Origin of the sequence: uncultured Actinomyces sp. (genome assembly GCF_963526355.1) — a bacterium.
Classification (GTDB): domain Bacteria; phylum Actinomycetota; class Actinomycetes; order Actinomycetales; family Actinomycetaceae; genus Actinomyces.
This window is the reverse complement of sequence record NZ_CAUROW010000018.1, coordinates 1-16,070: the sequence shown is the minus strand read 5'-3', so window position 1 is coordinate 16,070 and position 16,070 is coordinate 1. Positions and strand designations below refer to the sequence as shown.

Here is a 16,070-nt window from a genome sequence, read left to right as displayed (position 1 = left end):
CCTGTTGCGGCAGTGGGATGAGGCGCTTCGCACCGTCGACGGCCGCGAGGACCGCGCCTCCGACGCGGACCCACGCAGCAGGCTGTTAGTGGCGGGCAGGGGACCGTGGCCCCCTGCCCGCCACCGTCGTGTCGTCAGCAGGACGTCGTCGACGCGCTGGCCGCGCAGGCCGGGCACGAGGCCGAGGCGGCGCTGGCCGGGCAGGACGCGCTGGCTCCGCAGAAGGCGCAACCCAGGGCGTTGCCCTCGGGGAGCTCCTCGACGCCGAAGTCACTGTCGGCGAGGGTAAGATCGATCGAGCTGTTCGTCATATGCTGTTCACCTCCTTCTCTCATACGTCGTGTGGGCAGGAGCAGGACCCGATCGGGCCCTGGGGGTCCGGCCTGCCGGGGCCGGGCCCCACACCCCGCGAACGGGGCGGTCTGTGGGTTCGTCCAGTGCGGTATGCGGTTCTGGGTTCGTCCGGCCGCGGTTGGGCCGGTGGTCGTGCAGGTCAGGCCCGGGGCTAAACGGTTGTCGATCCCGCCTCGAACTCGGCGGCCGGGCCGGCGATGGTGACGGCGAACATCTGGTGGCGGCTGACGCCGTCGGAGTCCAGCAGGTGGCGCACCGCCGAGGTGGCGAAGCCGGCGAAGACCGTCCCCACCAGCCCACTGGCGACGGCGCGCAGGTGCAGCGAGTAGATGAGGGCCGCGCTGCGGCTCATGGTGAAGCGGTAGCCGGCAGCCCCGCCCCACGTGTCGGCCTGATCGAGGTTGGCGGCCACCGAGACGATGGCGCCGGCACGGGCGAATTCCTTCTGCACCGTCATTCCCTCGATGATCTCCGTCTCCGGCAGGGGCCGGACGAGGTCGACGCCGTCGAGCCGCACCCGGTAGATGCCCGGTTCGGCCCCACGCGGGCGCAGGAGGAGGACGAAGGGCTCCAGGGGGCAGGCCGCCGCGTCCTCACCCCAGGTGCGCGCGTCGTCCGCCAGGGCGTCACGAACCATCGCCAGGAGGGGCTCGGCCTCAAGCGGCTCGGCACCGTAGGCGGTCGATGACGAACGACGCTCGAGAGTCTGGCGCAGATCGTGGGGGTAGGCCGCCTGCAGGCCGGGGACGAGCGCATCCGGCACCTGGCAGGCCAGCGGCGGGCGCGGGCGGCGCGCTGCCAGGCCGTCAGAGGTCGGCTCCCCCGGGCGCGTGGCCGATCCGGCCGAGAAGCCGGCAATGAGCTCGCGTAACGTCTCGAAGTCAGTGCGCACGGCTGCCTCCCAGGTCGACGACGATGCAGGCCGGTTCGCGGCCCGGGTCAGTGCCCAGCTCCCGGGCGATGAGCTGCTCGTCCCAGCGGGCCCGAGCACGCAGGGGCACTCCCAGGGCGTCGGCGACGAGGCGGATGACCTCGAAGGAGCAGCCGCAGTCCTGGACCGCGATCCGCAGGGCGAAGGAGAAGTACTTGCGGGCCACCTTGTCCACGTTGCCGGTCAGGACGATCCGGACGCCGACGCCGTCGGGCAGGAGGCCCGTCTCCGCGTCTTCCCCCGAATCCGCCCCCGAGGGGGCCGGCCCGATGAGGGCCAGGGCGTGGTCGCGCTCGATGTAGACGTAGGTGCCCGGAGCCGGCTGCTGCCTGCCTGGTTCCTCTCCTCCCTCCCCGGCCGACGGGACAATGACGTAGGCGGTCACCGAGCCGATGTTGCCGCCGGCGGCCGTCCAGCGGCGCAGCTTGGCACTCGGCGGGGTCTGGGCGGCATCGGCCCGCTCCTGCCCGGTGGGCTCGGCGCCGAGCGGCTCACGCACGCCGACCGACAGCGCCAGGATCGTGGCGAGCTCACCCAGGGTGGGGCGGGCGACGATGTCGGGCTCGGAGCCGTTGTCGGCGAGTGGGTGCACGACGGGCCAGGGCTGCTCCAGGCGTCCCAGGTCTGCGGGCGGCAGCGGCGTGCGCGGGCAGACCGGCCAGTCGCGGAACTCGCGCTGGAGGCGCAGATTGGAGGGCTTGTAGTGCTGCTGATGACCCTTGGAGTCCACGAAGGCCGCAGGCGGGATGGCCACGGACTGCTCGTAGCGGGCCCCGGCGGGGGCCGACGGCGCCACCGGCACCGGGGACTCTCCCCGACCGGCGACCGAGCATAGGGGGCAGCCGGGGCGGGAGACGACCGGATGGTCGGAGTAGGTGAAGGTGGCCAGGTCCGTGCGCCGGGAGTCCCCGGGCAGGTGGGTGACGGTGGTGCGGGCGATGAGGGCGGCCACGGCCCGGGCGGCCAGGCCGATGACGATGTCGCGGCGGGCGGCGTCGGGGCGGGGACCGAGTTCGGGCTCGTCGGCGCCGGCGCAGGCCAGGCAGGGCGAGAAGCTCTCGTCGACGTAGGGACCGACCGTGACAGCCTCCTGCTCGGCGCGAACCCGCAGCAGCGGAATGCCGGCCTCGCGGCACCGGCTCGCCACCTCCTTGGAGCGTTCGGCGGAATCAAGAGTCTCGATGAGGACGGTGAGCGTGTCCCCCCGGCGGGGTGCGCCGTCGAGACGCACCTCGGGCAGCGTGGGCTCCAGGGCAGCGACCATCTCACCGGCCAGCTCATTGTCCCCGACGACGGCGACGCGCGCGGCTGCCAGGCGGCGGGCGGCGTCCTGCCAGGAGTCGTTGACACCGGTGGAGTCGCCCAGGCGTGAGAGGAACCGGGCCAGTTCAGGGGCCGGGTCGCCGGGGGCGGGCTCGGTGTCGCCCTCCTCGACGATGCCACCGGTCCACAGCAGGGATACGGCCTCGAAGGCGGCCTGCGCCCCGATTCCGGTGGTCTCGCCGATCTCGTCGAGAGTGCGGGTGCCGTCGCAGGCCTCAAGCAGGGGCCCCATGTGCTCGCGGGCGAAGGCCCCGCCCAGGACCTGGTTCTTGCGGGCGCCGTCGACCACCCAGCCGCCCTCGTCGGGCCGGGCGCGCAGCCCCAGGCGGACCACGGGCCTGCGGGGGATGCGGAACTGCAGGTCGCGGCGAGCGGCACGGCCGACATCACCGGCGCGCATCACCGATTCTCCGGCGTTCCCGGCCATCTCAGATCATCTCCTCACGGCGCTCGGGCAGGAGGGCCGCGAGCGCGGGCAGGCCGTCGCGTCCGCCCGCGTAGCGGCCCGAGCAGGTCTCGCAGCGGTCCACGGCCACGGTCCTCGCACAGGTGGTGACCCCTGAGACGAGGTCGATGGTCCACACCTGGCCACCGATGTCCCAGGGCTCCTCGCCGACGGCGCTTCCGACGTCGTCGACACCGCCGGCCCCGACCGTCGGGACCCGGCGGTCGAGGGTCTGGAGTGCCAGCGAGACGAGTCCGGCCCCCAGGACCACGTGGTGATGGGCGTACGCCTGCTCCAGCGGACCGAACTCGGCAGCGGCCTCAGGGGACGGCGGGCGGTATCCGTGCTGGCGGCGACGCCGGTCGTAGCAGCGGTAGCAGGCGCTGCTCCCGGGGACCACGAGCGGGCCGCAGCGCAGCTCGGTGGGGTAGAGCTCCAGGGCGAGGGAGGGCATGGACCGGGTGAAGGACAGGGCGTCGAGGTCCTCACGCAGGCCGGCCTGATCGGGGTCGGCCACGAGGACGGCACGGTCGGCGTAGGGGACGTAGGCACTGACAAGCCCGTGGTCGACCGGTAGGACGACGTCCCCCTCCCCGGCGAGCCGCCGCACGACGGCACGCGCGAACTCGCCCTGGGGCAGGTAGACCGTCACCGGCCCCGAGGGGGTCTGCGGGATCGGCTGCACGGCCGGTGCGGGCGTTGTCGTGCTCATGGCGCTTCTGGGCTCCTGGGGCGTGGTCGAAGGCGTTGGTGCCGCTGGTGGTGTCGGGGACATGACTCAGGCGAAGGGCTGGCGGACGGGGTTGATCCCCGCCTCGTCGTGAACGGTCAGGCCCATCGCCCGGGGCGCCTCGTAGAGTCGGGGCGTGGCCAGGTAGCGGGCGTGGTGGCTGAAGGACAGGGGCATGGCCTCGGGGATGAGGGCCTTGATGACGTGCATGCCGACCTGGCGGGCCTCGTCGGTGGTGATGTCGACGACGATCGCCTCGGCGCCGGCCCGCTCCAGGTTGGTGACGACTCGCGCGAGCGGGTCGGTGTCGGCCGACGGCAGCCCGAGGGTTCCGATGTCGTCCAGGGCGTGAACGGGCCTCTCGCCTTCCAGGAGGAAGTCGAAGACGTGGCGCATGGACAGCTCGGCGTCCGCCAGGGCACCGCCGACCACGGTGAGGTCCTGCCCCTTGATCTCCTGGGCGCGCGGGCCGCGGGCGTGGCTGCGCAGGGCGATGCGCAGGGAGGCGAGCTCGCGGTGGATCTTGGCCAGCGCCCGCTGCGGGTCGATGTCGCAGGTGGCGGCCACCACCTGGGCCAGCTCGGGGTCGACCTGGGAGGTCTGGACGGCGTAGAGGGTGGGGACGCCGTAGTCGGTGGTGGCGTCGAACAGGTGGGTCTCCAACTCGGTGGAGGTGCCGACCCGGTGGTACTCGGCGGCCGCCTCACCCAGGGTGGCGGGGTCGACGGCGATCGCCGGCAGGCGCAGGCGCTGCAGCCAGGTCAGGGCGATGGAGTCGCGCTCGATGACCTCGAGCAGGCCGCCCAGGACCGCCTCACGCAGGTCGGAGTGCGCGGCAGTGCCGGTGGAAATGGGATTGACGAAATGCTCGGAGGGGGTGCGCACCGGGAAGTTGAGGTATGTCAGCACCGCTGGGACGAAGACCCCCCGGCCCCGGGTCAGGGACCAACCACGCACCCATCGCATCGGGATGCGGGGGTCCGATGCGATGAGCCCGCAGTCGGGGTCCGCCAGCTCGGTGGTCGAGCACGCCGGCCAGCGCTCCGGTCCGATCGCGGCCTCGCCGAGACCGGCGGGGGTGTCCCACACCAGCTCCTCCTCCGTCCATGAGCAGCTGGAGTAGCGTTCCATCGTCTCCACGATCGCGATGTGTCTGGCGCGATCGGCGTCGATGGCCCCGCCGGCCCCGTCGAAGTTGCCCGCCTCGGCACGGTGACTCCAGCTGCGCTGTGACCTCAGCGCCTCAGAGGGATCACCCAGAAGACCGGTCCAGATCGCAAAGACCGGCTCTCCGGCCGCTTGGGGCAGCTCGGTGGAACGGGAAACCAGGCCGAAGGGCGACTCGAGGGACGCAGCGCGAGCCAATGATGGTGTCACGCCCTCAATAAGCGCAGAACGGTACACGGACCCTCCTTCCTGGGAACGACAGAGGAGGCACACTTGGGGGAAGTGCCGTTGGCGAAGAGCCTGCCTGAAGAGTCCAGGCCTTCGCATCGGTCTTTGATCTACCGCCGGTCCCACTGTTCGGATGGGCTCACTCGACCTTTTGTCAACACGCGTTTCGTGGCGTTTACACGGTTGGCGTCTTTTCTCAGGTAGTTTGTGCACTGTTCCCAGCAGGCCGCGCCCCCAACTACTGCGGTCGGCACACATCTGCCCAAGGAGACACATGTCTTCCCAGATTTCTCCCGACTGCGTCGGCGTCGCTCTGGTCGACGACGACGCGATGGCCCTGGCTCACCTGGAGTCCTATTTCTCCGACGTTGAGGACATCACCGTCCTCCTCGCCACACGCTCGCCCCACGAGGCCCTGAGATTTCTTCAGTCACATCAGGTCGACGTCCTCATCACCGACATCCATATGGAAAGCATGAACGGTGTGGAAATGACCAGGGAGGTGATCGGGGTCTCGCCGTCGACCCGGGTCATCCTGCTGACCACCATCGACACCGACGAGGACCTCCTTCAGGGGCTGGGGGCGGGAGCCAGCGGCTTCCTGCTCAAGAGCGCCCCGGCTGAGGAGATCATCGCAGCGGTGCGCACGGTCCGCTCCGGGGCGAAGGTCGTGGCCCCCACACCGACGACGCGCCTCATCGACTACGCACTGGCCTCCGTGCGCGGAGCGGATGGGAGCGTCAGCCTCTCGGAGAGGGAGCGCGATGTGCTCCACCTGCTGTGCGAGGGGGCCTCGAACCGCAAGATCGCTTCACTGCTGACCATCGCCGAGGCGACGGTCAAGTCGCACATCACCGGCCTGTTCCACAAGACGGGTACGACGTCGCGTCTGGAGATGGTGGTGTGGGCCTTCAAGCACGGTTACGCCTCCAACAGCCCCTTCACGATCCCGCTCACCGACGCCCCCGGCGGCCCGACCCCGAGTTCGAGCCCCAGCCCCTCAGAGGTCCGAGGCGCCGAACACGAGCGCTAGGTGTACTTCCCCGTGAGGTTGTGAACGCGGCTGGCGGGGGTTTGGCCGCTCAGGGCGGTGTGGGGTCGGTGGTGGTTGTAGTGGTGGAGCCAGGTCTGGTAGGCGGCCTCGCGCTGGGTCTGGCTGGTGTAGGTGTGGGCGTAGGCCCACTCGCGGGTCAGAGTGCGGTTAAAGCGCTCGACCTTGCCGTTGGTCTGGGGCCGGTAGGGGCGGGTGTAGCGGTGCTTGACGCCGGTTGCGGACAGGACCTGGTTAAAGGCCCGTGAGCGGTAGCAGGCCCCGTTATCGGTCATGACGGCCTGAACGGTGATGCCCAGGTCCTTAAAGAACGCGTTGGCGCGCTGAAAGAACCCGGCAGCGGTCTCCTTGCGCTCATCATCCAGGATCTCGGAGTAGACCAGGCGCGAGTAGTCGTCTATCGCGTGGTGGATGTACCGATAGCCTCCGACCGGGCTGCCCCGACGGCGGGTGCGGGTCTTGGTGCGGTCCGCGGCCAGAGCGGGCGCTGAGCCCCGTCCGTGAGCGCGCCAGCCCCCGCCGTCGGGGATGCGGCCGAGCTTCTTGATGTCGAGATGGACCAGCTCCCCGGGACTGGTCTTCTCATAGCGCACCGGCGGCGGGCGGCGCACCGCCAGCCCGGTGGCCTGATCCACCTCGGTCAGGCGGGGCATGTTGTACCGGGCCAGGATGCGTCCCACAGTGGAGCGCGCCAGGCCCAGGTGGTAGGCGATGCGGTGGGGTCCCCACCGGCGGTTGAGCCTCAAGGCGATGACGCGCCGCTCAGTGCGCCTTGCCAGCCGCCCTGGGCTGTGGTGGGGACGGCAGGAACGGTCCTCCATGGGCTGGCCGGCCCGGTACCGGCCCACCCACCGGCTGGCGGTGGCCGGCGAGACCTGGAAACGTTCGGCCGCCCGGCGCATGGGCCAGCCTTCTTCCACCACCAGATGAGCAAGACGACGGCGCCCTTCAGGGGTCAGCGGTGCGTTAGCGTGGGTCATGAGGGCCTCCGGTCAGTGATGCGAGTGTGTCAACCCACATCCTGCCGGAGGCCTTCACGCAACCTCAGCCCTGTTCACAACCTCCCAAGGAAGTACAGCTAGGCCTGTGGCGTTCGAGCGTGCCCAGAGGGCTCGTGGACACGCGTGAGGGTTCGTGGACCGCACCTGAGGCGTCAGTCGTCGAGGCCTCAGGTGCGTCCGCGGCGGACCGAGCATCTCGCCACGGCCCAGGGATCGCCCCGACAACCCTTCTGTCGCCACACGATCCAGCATCCAGCCCTCCCCCTTCAGGAGAGCATCCGTATGAGGATGAAGAGGAGGAAGAGGCCCCAGGCCATCACCTTGACGACCACGCCCGAGCCGGGGTCCGAGGACGGGGTCGACCCACCGCCGGACCGAGGGGAGGGCGAGACGCCGCCGCTCTCCGTCCCGTCGGGGGCGGCGGGAGACGCGGGCGGCTTGGCCGGCGCAGCCGGCGGCACGCTACCGTAGCCGGGGGCACCGCCCGGCGCTCCGGGGCTGTTCTGAGGCCCGGGGCGAGAGCCGCGACGATAGTCCCCGTAACCCCAGGCAACGGGCCCGGCGGGCCGACCGGGCCCCGGCACCTGGTACCCGAGCTGGACATGGCGGCCGGCCGACGCCGGGGCTGACACCTGCGGGCCTGGCGCCATACGCGGCGCTGTCGTACGCGGGGATGAGGTGCGCGACGACGAGGTCCGGGCCGTGGCCGTCCGGGGGGCATTGTGGGCGGCGGCAGTGCGCGACCTGGTCGCACGCCGGCTCGACGACCGCTGCTGGGCGCCTCCCCCGGGTCGGGTGGCCTCACGGTCGGCGTCTGCGCCACCACCGGTGCGGACGTCGCCTGCACCGTCGAGGGCGTCATCGGGAGCGCCATCCTCGAAGAGTGGCGAGCCCATGAGCGGGTCACCCAGGACGGAGCCGAAGGGGTCCTCACCCAGGCCGATGTCGGAGGGCTCCCATCCCGTGGGCGCCAGCGACACCGCATCATCCGCGTCGTCGACGCCGCCAGAGCCGCCCGTCCGAGCCACCGCGGCCTCAGGTCCGCCACGCCCACCGTGACCGCCACCAGGGCCGGCGGAAGCTCCCCCCATGCGGCTCACCCAGGCACGCAGCTCCGGGGAGCAGCCCGGGTTGTCCACAATGACACCGCGCAGGTCGGGCCGGTTGCCGGCCAGCACCATGAGGCGCCCAGCGCCCGCCCTGGGGTCCCGGGCGAGGTGGAGATCGGGGTCATCTGGTGTCCGGGGCGCCGCGTCGGAGTCGGCGGGGCCGGGGGAGGCATGGGCAACGGCGGTCATGGCACGAGCATCCCACGTCCCTCTCTGCCATGTCCCGGATCCGCGCCCATCCGAACGAGCACCAGCAACCACATACCCCTCAGGGGTATTTGACACCCCTACCCCCTAGGGGTATGGTCCATGCCGACCGAGACAACGGAGGAGACATGGCCGGCTACACCGGATCCAAGGAGGACTACCTCAAGCGCCTGCGCCGCATCGAGGGGCAGGTTCGGGGCATCTCCCGCATGGTTGAGGAGGACATCTACTGCATCGACGTCCTCACCCAGATCTCCGCCGCCACCAAGGCCCTCCAGGCCGTCAGCCTCGGCCTGCTGGAGGACCACATGAGCCACTGCGTCCTGCACGCCGCCCAGGCCGGCGACGAGGAGGGCACCGCCAAGATCCGCGAGGCCTCCGACGCCATCGCCCGGCTCGTGCGGTCCTGAGCACCACGGCCCGCTTCGCGGCGGACCACCTGGTTCCCGTTCCGATCCACCCATTTTCCGCACACACTTCCCAAGGAGTGAGAGATGACTGAGTTCACCGCCGACGGTATCGACCGCACCACCACCCTCAAGGTCTCCGGACTCACCTGCGGCCACTGCGTCGCCCACGTCACCGAGGAGCTCGAGACGCTCGACGGCGTCAAGGACGTCTCCGTCCTGCTCAACAAGGGCGGGCAGTCCACCGTCACCGTGCTCTCCGACATCCGCCTCGACGACGCCGCCCTGGCCGAGGCCATCGACGAGGCCGGGGACTACACCCTCGACGCCGTCGAGCGCGACGACCGCGAGCGCTGAGCCCGGACGCCCCAACGTCGACGCCCGGCGTCTGCAACAGACAAGGAGGCTCCCATGAGTACGACCAGCCAGGAATCCGGCGGGCAGCTGCGCACCGTCAACCTCTCCATCGGGGGCATGACCTGCGCCAGCTGCGTGGCCCGGGTGGAGAAGAAGCTGAACAAGCTCGACGGCGTGAGCGCCTCGGTCAACCTCGCCACCGAGTCGGCCCGCATCACCGCCCCGAGCGCGGTGAGCGTCGATGACCTCCTGGCCACGGTCGCCCGCGCCGGCTACACCGGCGCCCTGCTGGACACCGCCTCACCAGATGAGTCGGCGCAATCGGAGGCGTCACCGGCCGGGGAGCCTGAGTCAACGACGCCGGCGGCTCAGGCGTCGGGACCGTCCGTTCCCGGTTCGGCCGGGGGTGGACGCGGCACCAAGGGCACAGGCGGCCGCGCGACGCTGTCCATGGCCGCGACACCGGCCACGCGCCCCGGCGCCCCCGCCAGCCCTGCCGGCACCTCCCCCCGCTCCGCCTCCGGGAGCGGGGCAAAGTCCCTGGGCGCCTCGCATATGGAGCGGGCCGCCGACCTGCGGCTGCGGCTCATCTACTGCCTCATCCTGTCGGTGCCGATCATGGCGATCTCCATGGTGCCGGCCCTCCAGCTGCCGGGCTGGCAGTGGACGGTGGCGCTCATGGCGCTGCCGGTGGCGGTCTGGGGGGCCTGGCCCTTCCACAAGGCGGCCTTCCGGGCGCTGCGCCACGGGGCCTTCACGATGGACACGCTCGTGTCCCTCGGGGTGATCGCCGCGACCGGCTGGAGCCTGTGGGCGCTGGTGCTCGGCGGGGCCGGGCACATCGGCATGCGGATGAGCATGGAGCTGCTGCCCCGCTCCCAGGGGCATGCCGCCCACATGTACTTCGAGTCGGCCGCCTGGGTGACCACCTTCCTCCTGGCGGGCCGCTACGCGGAGGCGCGCGCCAAGTACCGTTCCGGCGACGCCCTGCGCGCCCTGCTGGAACTGGGTGCCAAGGAGGTGACCCGAGTCGTCCTCACCTCGCCGTCGGGCAGCCGCGACGCCGTCGACGTCCTCACTGAGGACGGCTCGCCGCGCGCGGAGGCCACCCGCACCGAGGAGCGCATCAGCATCGAGGACCTGGCGGCCGGGGACCTGTTCCTCGTGCGGCCCGGCGAGAAGGTCGCCGCCGACGGCGTCGTCGTCGAGGGCCGCTCGGCCGTGGACGCCTCGCTGCTCACCGGGGAGTCCGTACCCACCGAGGTCGAGGCCGGACAGACCGTCACTGGGGCGACCGTCAACACCTCCGGCGCGTTGCTGGTGCGGGCCACGGCCGTGGGCGAGGGGACGACGCTGGCCCGGATCGGGCGGATGGTCACGGCCGCACAGGCGGGCAAGGCCCCGGTTCAGCGGCTGGCCGACCGGATCTCGGGGGTGTTCGTGCCCATTGTCCTGGTGCTGTCGGCCGCGACGCTGGCAGGCTGGTTACTCACCGGCAACAGTCCGCAGGCGGCCTTCACCGCGGCGGTGGCCGTGCTCGTCATCGCCTGTCCCTGCGCGCTGGGGCTGGCCACGCCGACGGCGCTGCTGGTCGGCTCGGGCCGGGCCGCCCAGCTCGGCGTGGTCATCAAGGGCCCCGAGGTGCTGGAGTCGACGCGGGCGTTGGACACGATGGTCATGGACAAGACCGGCACAGTCACCCAGGGCCGCATGAGCCTGGATACCGAGGCCTGCCGTGAGGTCGACGGATTCCAGGACCCGCCCTTCAATCAGAACGCGCAGATCGCGGGGACAGCGGGCGCACTCCTGGACGGCACAGCTGCAGGCAGTGCGGATCCGACGTCGTCGCATGCCCCGGATACGGCTGATGTCAGCACCGGCGGAGGCGCAGGTGCCGACATGAGCACAGTCCCGTTGGGGGACGAGGCGCTGCGCCTGGCGGGCGCGGTCGAGTCGGCCTCGGAGCACCCGGTGGCCGCGGCGATCACGACGGCGGCCCGCGAGCGCCTGGGCGACCTGCCGGCACCTGCTGGCTTCTCCAACCACGAGGGCCGGGGTGTGTCGGGAACCGTGGAGGGCCGCCGGGTGGCGGTGGGCAGACCGGGCTGGCTCGCCGGTGAGATGGGCGCGGAGGTTCCCGAGGCTCTCAGTGCCACCGTGGAGGAGGCTCAGGACTCCGGTGCGACCGCCGTCGTCGTCGCGGTCGGTGCGGTCATCAATGCGGCCCCGAGTGCTGACGGCGCCACCGGTGCTACTGGCACGGATCGTGCCGCTGGTGCTGACGCCGTCGGGGACAGCGCCGCCGACAGCTCCGGCACCGAGGGCACGCAGCCGCTGCGCGCGGTGGCGGTCATCGTGGTGCGCGATACGGTGCGCCCCTCCTCACGTGCGGCCGTGACCGCACTGCGCGAGCTGGGGATCCGCCCGGTGCTGCTGACCGGGGACAATACCCGGGCCGCCGAGCACGTAGCGGCCCAGGTGGGTATCGACGCCGTTGACGTGCGCGCCGAGGTGCTGCCCGCCGACAAGCGCGACGTCATCGCCGCGCTGCAGGCCGAGGGCGCGGTCGTGGGCATGGTGGGCGACGGAGTCAACGACGCCGCCGCCCTGGCTCAGGCCGGCACCCAGGGGCTGGGTTTGGCCATGGGATCGGGGGCGGACGTGGCCATTGAGGCCGCCGACATCACCCTGGTGCGCCCGGACCTGGATGCGGCGGTGGCGGCGGTGCGGGTGTCGCGGGCGACCCTGCGGATCATCCGCCAGAACCTGTTCTGGGCCTTCGCCTACAACGTCGCCGCGATCCCCCTGGCGGCCGCCGGGTTGCTCAATCCGATGATCGCCGGGGCTGCTATGGCCGCCTCCAGCGTCATCGTCGTCACCAACTCACTGCGCCTGCGCCGCGCCGGCTGACCGGGGGCCGGGAGCGGCGAGGGCATGCCGGCTCCCGGCTGAGTCCCATGTGGTCGAGCGCCTGCGCGTTCGTCCCCCTACCCCTCAACAACGAGCCATAAGGTACGACCGCCACCCTCAGGGGTCCACGGAGCCACGGGGCATCCCTCAACCCGCCTTGGTCAGGTGGGCGATGACGCCGTCGATGTCCTGCTGCAGTCGTTCCCGGCGCACGAAGTGGCCGCCCGACTCCTCATAGCGCTCGTGGGGAATGCCGGCGGCCTCCAGGGCCCCACCGAAGGTCCTCTGGGTCGGCAGGACATGTTTCTCATTGAGATCAAAGAAAGTCGTACCGGAGACGAGGAAGATGCGCTTGCCCCGATAGCGTTCGATGTTCTCCATCGGGTTGTCTGCGCTCACCCGCGCCTGGTCCCACGGGGCGCCGTAGACCATGCCGCCCCCGAGCTCGGCCAATGAGGAGGACAGGTTCGCCCAGTGAGTGACCATGCCGCCGTCCGGCCCGCGCAGGTCTGCGGGTCCCGAGTGGCTGGAGACGGAGGCGAAGTGGCCGTAGTACTTGGCGGTGTACTTCAGAGCCCCGAAACCGCCCATCGAGAAACCGGAGACGGCCCGCCCCGAGAACTCCGCAATGGTGCTGAACGTGGCGTCGACCCAGGGGATGAGCTCACTCATGTGGAAGGTCTCCCAGTTGCGCGGCCCCACGTTCGAGGACACCGGGTTGGAGTACCAGCCGGCCTTCCCGCCGTCGGGCATGACGACGATGAGCTCACGCCCCGCGGTCACGTCCCGAATACCCTCATTGTCGAAGGCCCTGAAGTCAGCATTGAGACCCCCTCCATGAAGCAGGTAGAGCACCGGGTAGCGGCGTGAGGCGTTGTAGCCGTCGGGCAGGAGCACGTTGACGGCCGGGTTCCAGCCGATGGATGGCGTGGAGAACCGGTAGTACTGCATGCGGCCGCCGTCACTGTGCTCCACCACGCTCAGGCCCGCGGCCTGGGCGGGGGCCGACGCGGCCAGGGAGCCGCCGGCGCCCACGGCGGTGAGGGCGGCGATCCCGCCGACCCCCTTGAGCATGCTGCGTCGATTGATCGCCCGGCCACCCGCGGGGCGGGCCGAGGCCTCGGTCATCGGTAGGTCAGGTCTCTGATTCATGGGATGTACAGCTCCTTGCTGGGTCAGTGCTGACAAAGGAGGGGATGCCCTCTCTCAGACCGCCTCCACCGGATCATGGCTGCGGCGACGGCGGTCGTAAACCCGCTATGACGCTCACGACCACCACCACGGCAAATGCTACCGTTACTTATCGGTATAAAATATGGGTCAGATCTTTTTCGAGGAATCCTCACTGTGCCTCGCGAGACCGGACGCGGCGGCCCACCAACCCGGTCCGCCGACTCGCGGGCGTGGTGGCGCACGTAGCGGCACCGCCGCTACGCTCGACGCCATGACGTCGGTTCGCGACATAGTGGGGAGTCGACATGAGTCGGCTGCACGCCTCCTTCTTCCGATCATCGACGACTCCGGCCGGGCGATGCCGTGGTCGACGCTCATCTCGAGCGCGCGCCTGACCGCGAAGACCTCGTGGGCGGATATCAGACACCTTGTCGGCGAGGACATCGACCCTCCCTACGCGTGCCTCAACCCCGAGACGACCGAGCTCCTGACGCATGCTCTGGCGCAGGAACAAGACCCACTGTGCTGGTTCGCCCTGTGGAGGGGCTACGCAGAAGAGCCTCAGGAGCAGCCTCCCATTCCAGCTCTGCCACCGGACCTGCTCGGCCTCCTACGTACCGCCATCGAGCCACTGACCGTGCCAGACGCGAGACCCACGCATGCGACCCTTATCCAGAAGCCCCTATCCTGGCTCAACCGGCACGCCAGACAGCAAGGATTACGCAGTAGCAGCCCCCTACTCATATATGCGACCAACGGCACCTTCACCGCGGCATGCCCTATTTACCATGACTCCTTCTACATCGGAGGATCCAGAGGACTCATTGAACAGCTGATCGCGTCGAGCGCCGAAGCCTTCGAGATCGACCCGGACTCCCCCATACCGGGATCCGGAGAAATCCTCGACTGACTCTTTCCGCACGGAGTCCGCCCGCGCCTGTGCGGCGGTCCGAGACAACATCAACCTCGATCTTTCACCGGTCGGTCGGGGCGAGGCGGGGTGGCGCCCCTGGCGGTACTGCCGCTATGCTCGACGCCATGATGACTCCTCTGCCTCAGGCCCGCACGATGATGGTGCGTCCCCTTGGCGAGGGTCGAATGTGCATGCGCTGACAGCGCCAGCCGTCGCTGTCCGACACGTAACGGTGAGAGTCCGAGCCGCTTGAAACCGACTCGTCGCACTCCGCGGAGGCCCCACAGGCCCCGTGTTCATCCCTCCAGCAATCCGCCACCTCGGCCGGCCCGCGCGCCGGCCACCCCGGGGCACCGCGCCGACACGCTGCGTCCACGCACCCTGCGCTGGCACGCATGGCCGCGCCCGGGGACCCGAGAGGATCTCAGTCATGCACGCCCACCTCACCCCCGTCAGCAGCTCCAGCGACTCCACCGGTTCCACCCATCCGATCCACCCGAGCCTCCAACCTCCACAGACCCCCACATCCACCTCCTCCCCCGTGGCGACCTACGCCTCGGCCGGCCGCTCCCCCTTCTCCACCACACCCGCCGTCGAGACCGCCTCCTTCGACGTCGTCCCCGACCGCCGCGGCACGGCCAGCCTCAAGTGGGACTTCGCCGCCGAGCGCGGCCGTCCCGAGGATGTCTTGCCCCTGTGGGTGGCGGACATGGACCACGCCACCGCACCGACCGTCACCAACGCCCTGCTGTGGCGCACCCGCCACGGCATCTTCGGCTACTCCGAGCCCGACGACGCCTACAACGCGGCCCTGACCGGCTGGTTCTCCCGCCGCTACGGCTGGCGGGTGGAGGCCGAGTGGAACACCGTGACCCCCGGCGTCGTCCCGGCCCTGGCCCTGGCGGTGCGTGCGCTGACCGCACCGGGCAAGGCGGTCCTCATCGAGGAGCCCGTCTACTACCCCTTCCGCGAGGTCGTCGAGGACAACGGGCGCACCGTGGCCGCCGTCCCGCTGGTGCGTGACGCCGACGGCGTCTACCGCCGTGACCTGGCCGCCCTGGAGGCCACGATCGAGGCGACCGGCTCGCGCCTGCTGCTCCTGTGCAACCCGCACAACCCGGTGGGTCGGGTCTGGAGCCGGGACGAGCTCGCCGCCCTGGACGAGGTCGCGGCCCGCCACGGCGTCGTTGTCGTGGCCGATGAGATCCACGCCGACCTGGCTCTGCCGGGCTTCACGACGACACCCTTCGCCTCCCTGGGCGAGGCGACCGCCGCGCGCACGATCACCTGCACCTCGCCGTCGAAGTCCTTCAACCTGGCGGGCCTGCAGGTCGCCAACATCCTCATCACCGATGCCCACCTGCGCGAGGCCTTCCGCCGCGAGCTGGCCACCACCGGCTACTCCCAGCCCAATGTCCTGGGCCTGACGGCCTGCCGGGCCGCCTACGAGGGCGGCGATGCCTGGCTGGACGCCCTGCGCGAGCACATCGCGGCCGCCCGGGCGCACGTCGAGGCGCGCCTGGAGCGGATCGAGGGGATCGAGGCGGCGCCCTGTGAGGGCACCTACCTGCTGTGGCTGGACTGTTCGGGCCTCCTTCAGGCCGCCGGGCTCACGCCCGACGAGCTCGACGACGTCATGCTGCACGAGGCCGGCCTCTGGCTCGACGACGGTCGGATCTTCGGCGCCGGCGGCGAGGGGTTCACCCGCATCAACGTCGCCTGCCCCCGCGTCACCCTCGACGCCGCCCTGGACCGGCTGGAGGC

General features: G+C 70.8%; 14 protein-coding genes. 6 read left to right on the top strand and 8 right to left on the bottom strand.

Translation table 11 applies throughout. The annotated features are described in order from the left end of the window. Window positions 1-134 precede the first annotated feature (134 nt). The 5 genes from RWR81_RS05985 to RWR81_RS05965 form a co-directional block, all read right to left on the bottom strand. The gene (locus tag RWR81_RS05985) at window positions 135-311 is read right to left on the bottom strand and encodes a thiocillin family RiPP (RefSeq protein ID WP_314455869.1); all 177 of its coding nucleotides are present in this window, start codon (window positions 309-311) and stop codon (window positions 135-137) included. Between the two features lie 194 nt (window positions 312-505). After that, on the bottom strand, window positions 506-1,246 hold the full coding sequence (locus tag RWR81_RS05980) for a hypothetical protein (RefSeq protein ID WP_314455867.1): 741 nt from the start codon (window positions 1,244-1,246) through the stop codon (window positions 506-508). Next, window positions 1,236-3,035, bottom strand: a complete 1,800-nt coding sequence (locus RWR81_RS05975) for a TOMM precursor leader peptide-binding protein (protein WP_314455865.1) — start codon at window positions 3,033-3,035, stop codon at window positions 1,236-1,238. Before RWR81_RS05975 ends, RWR81_RS05980 begins: the two co-directional genes overlap by 11 nt. A 1-nt stretch (window position 3,036) precedes the next feature. Continuing rightward, the gene (locus RWR81_RS05970; RefSeq protein WP_314455864.1) at window positions 3,037-3,765 is read right to left on the bottom strand and encodes a cyclodehydratase; all 729 of its coding nucleotides are present in this window, start codon (window positions 3,763-3,765) and stop codon (window positions 3,037-3,039) included. 66 nt (window positions 3,766-3,831) lie between these two features. Beyond that, the gene (locus tag RWR81_RS05965) at window positions 3,832-5,187 is read right to left on the bottom strand and encodes a YcaO-like family protein (RefSeq protein WP_314455862.1); all 1,356 of its coding nucleotides are present in this window, start codon (window positions 5,185-5,187) and stop codon (window positions 3,832-3,834) included. A 265-nt stretch (window positions 5,188-5,452) separates the two neighbouring features. Here RWR81_RS05965 and RWR81_RS05960 point away from each other — a divergent pair, with 265 nt between their 5' ends. Further along, window positions 5,453-6,211, top strand: a complete 759-nt coding sequence (locus RWR81_RS05960; RefSeq protein ID WP_314455860.1) for a response regulator transcription factor — start codon at window positions 5,453-5,455, stop codon at window positions 6,209-6,211. Here the strand turns inward: RWR81_RS05960 and RWR81_RS05955 are convergent. Beyond that, window positions 6,208-7,209, bottom strand: a complete 1,002-nt coding sequence (locus RWR81_RS05955; RefSeq protein WP_314455858.1) for an IS481 family transposase — start codon at window positions 7,207-7,209, stop codon at window positions 6,208-6,210. The two genes, RWR81_RS05960 and RWR81_RS05955, sit on opposite strands and share 4 nt — an antisense overlap. A 287-nt stretch (window positions 7,210-7,496) precedes the next feature. Further along, a complete protein-coding gene (locus tag RWR81_RS05950; protein WP_314455856.1) occupies window positions 7,497-8,528 on the bottom strand; it encodes a hypothetical protein in 1,032 nt (343 codons plus the stop codon). A 146-nt stretch (window positions 8,529-8,674) separates the two neighbouring features. On the opposite strand from RWR81_RS05950, the gene RWR81_RS05945 reads away from it, so the two are divergent. From RWR81_RS05945 to RWR81_RS05935, 3 genes are all read left to right on the top strand, one after another. Continuing rightward, window positions 8,675-8,956: a metal-sensitive transcriptional regulator gene (locus RWR81_RS05945; protein WP_010612815.1), complete on the top strand. Its 282-nt coding sequence runs from the start codon at window positions 8,675-8,677 to the stop codon at window positions 8,954-8,956. Between the two features lie 84 nt (window positions 8,957-9,040). Continuing rightward, on the top strand, window positions 9,041-9,310 hold the full coding sequence (locus tag RWR81_RS05940; RefSeq protein ID WP_314455854.1) for a heavy-metal-associated domain-containing protein: 270 nt from the start codon (window positions 9,041-9,043) through the stop codon (window positions 9,308-9,310). A 54-nt stretch (window positions 9,311-9,364) separates the two neighbouring features. Further along, window positions 9,365-12,220, top strand: a complete 2,856-nt coding sequence (locus RWR81_RS05935) for a heavy metal translocating P-type ATPase (RefSeq protein ID WP_314455852.1) — start codon at window positions 9,365-9,367, stop codon at window positions 12,218-12,220. 147 nt (window positions 12,221-12,367) lie between these two features. Here the strand turns inward: RWR81_RS05935 and RWR81_RS05930 are convergent, their stop codons facing one another. Further along, on the bottom strand, window positions 12,368-13,372 hold the full coding sequence (locus tag RWR81_RS05930) for an alpha/beta hydrolase-fold protein (RefSeq protein WP_314455849.1): 1,005 nt from the start codon (window positions 13,370-13,372) through the stop codon (window positions 12,368-12,370). A gap of 292 nt (window positions 13,373-13,664) precedes the next feature. On the opposite strand from RWR81_RS05930, the gene RWR81_RS05925 reads away from it, so the two are divergent. Next, window positions 13,665-14,303 (top strand): hypothetical protein, encoded by a 639-nt coding sequence (locus RWR81_RS05925; protein ID WP_314455847.1) that lies wholly within the window; start codon window positions 13,665-13,667, stop codon window positions 14,301-14,303. A gap of 433 nt (window positions 14,304-14,736) precedes the next feature. Continuing rightward, on the top strand, window positions 14,737-16,070 hold a 1,334-nt coding region (locus RWR81_RS05920), incomplete at its 3' end, for a MalY/PatB family protein (protein ID WP_314455845.1).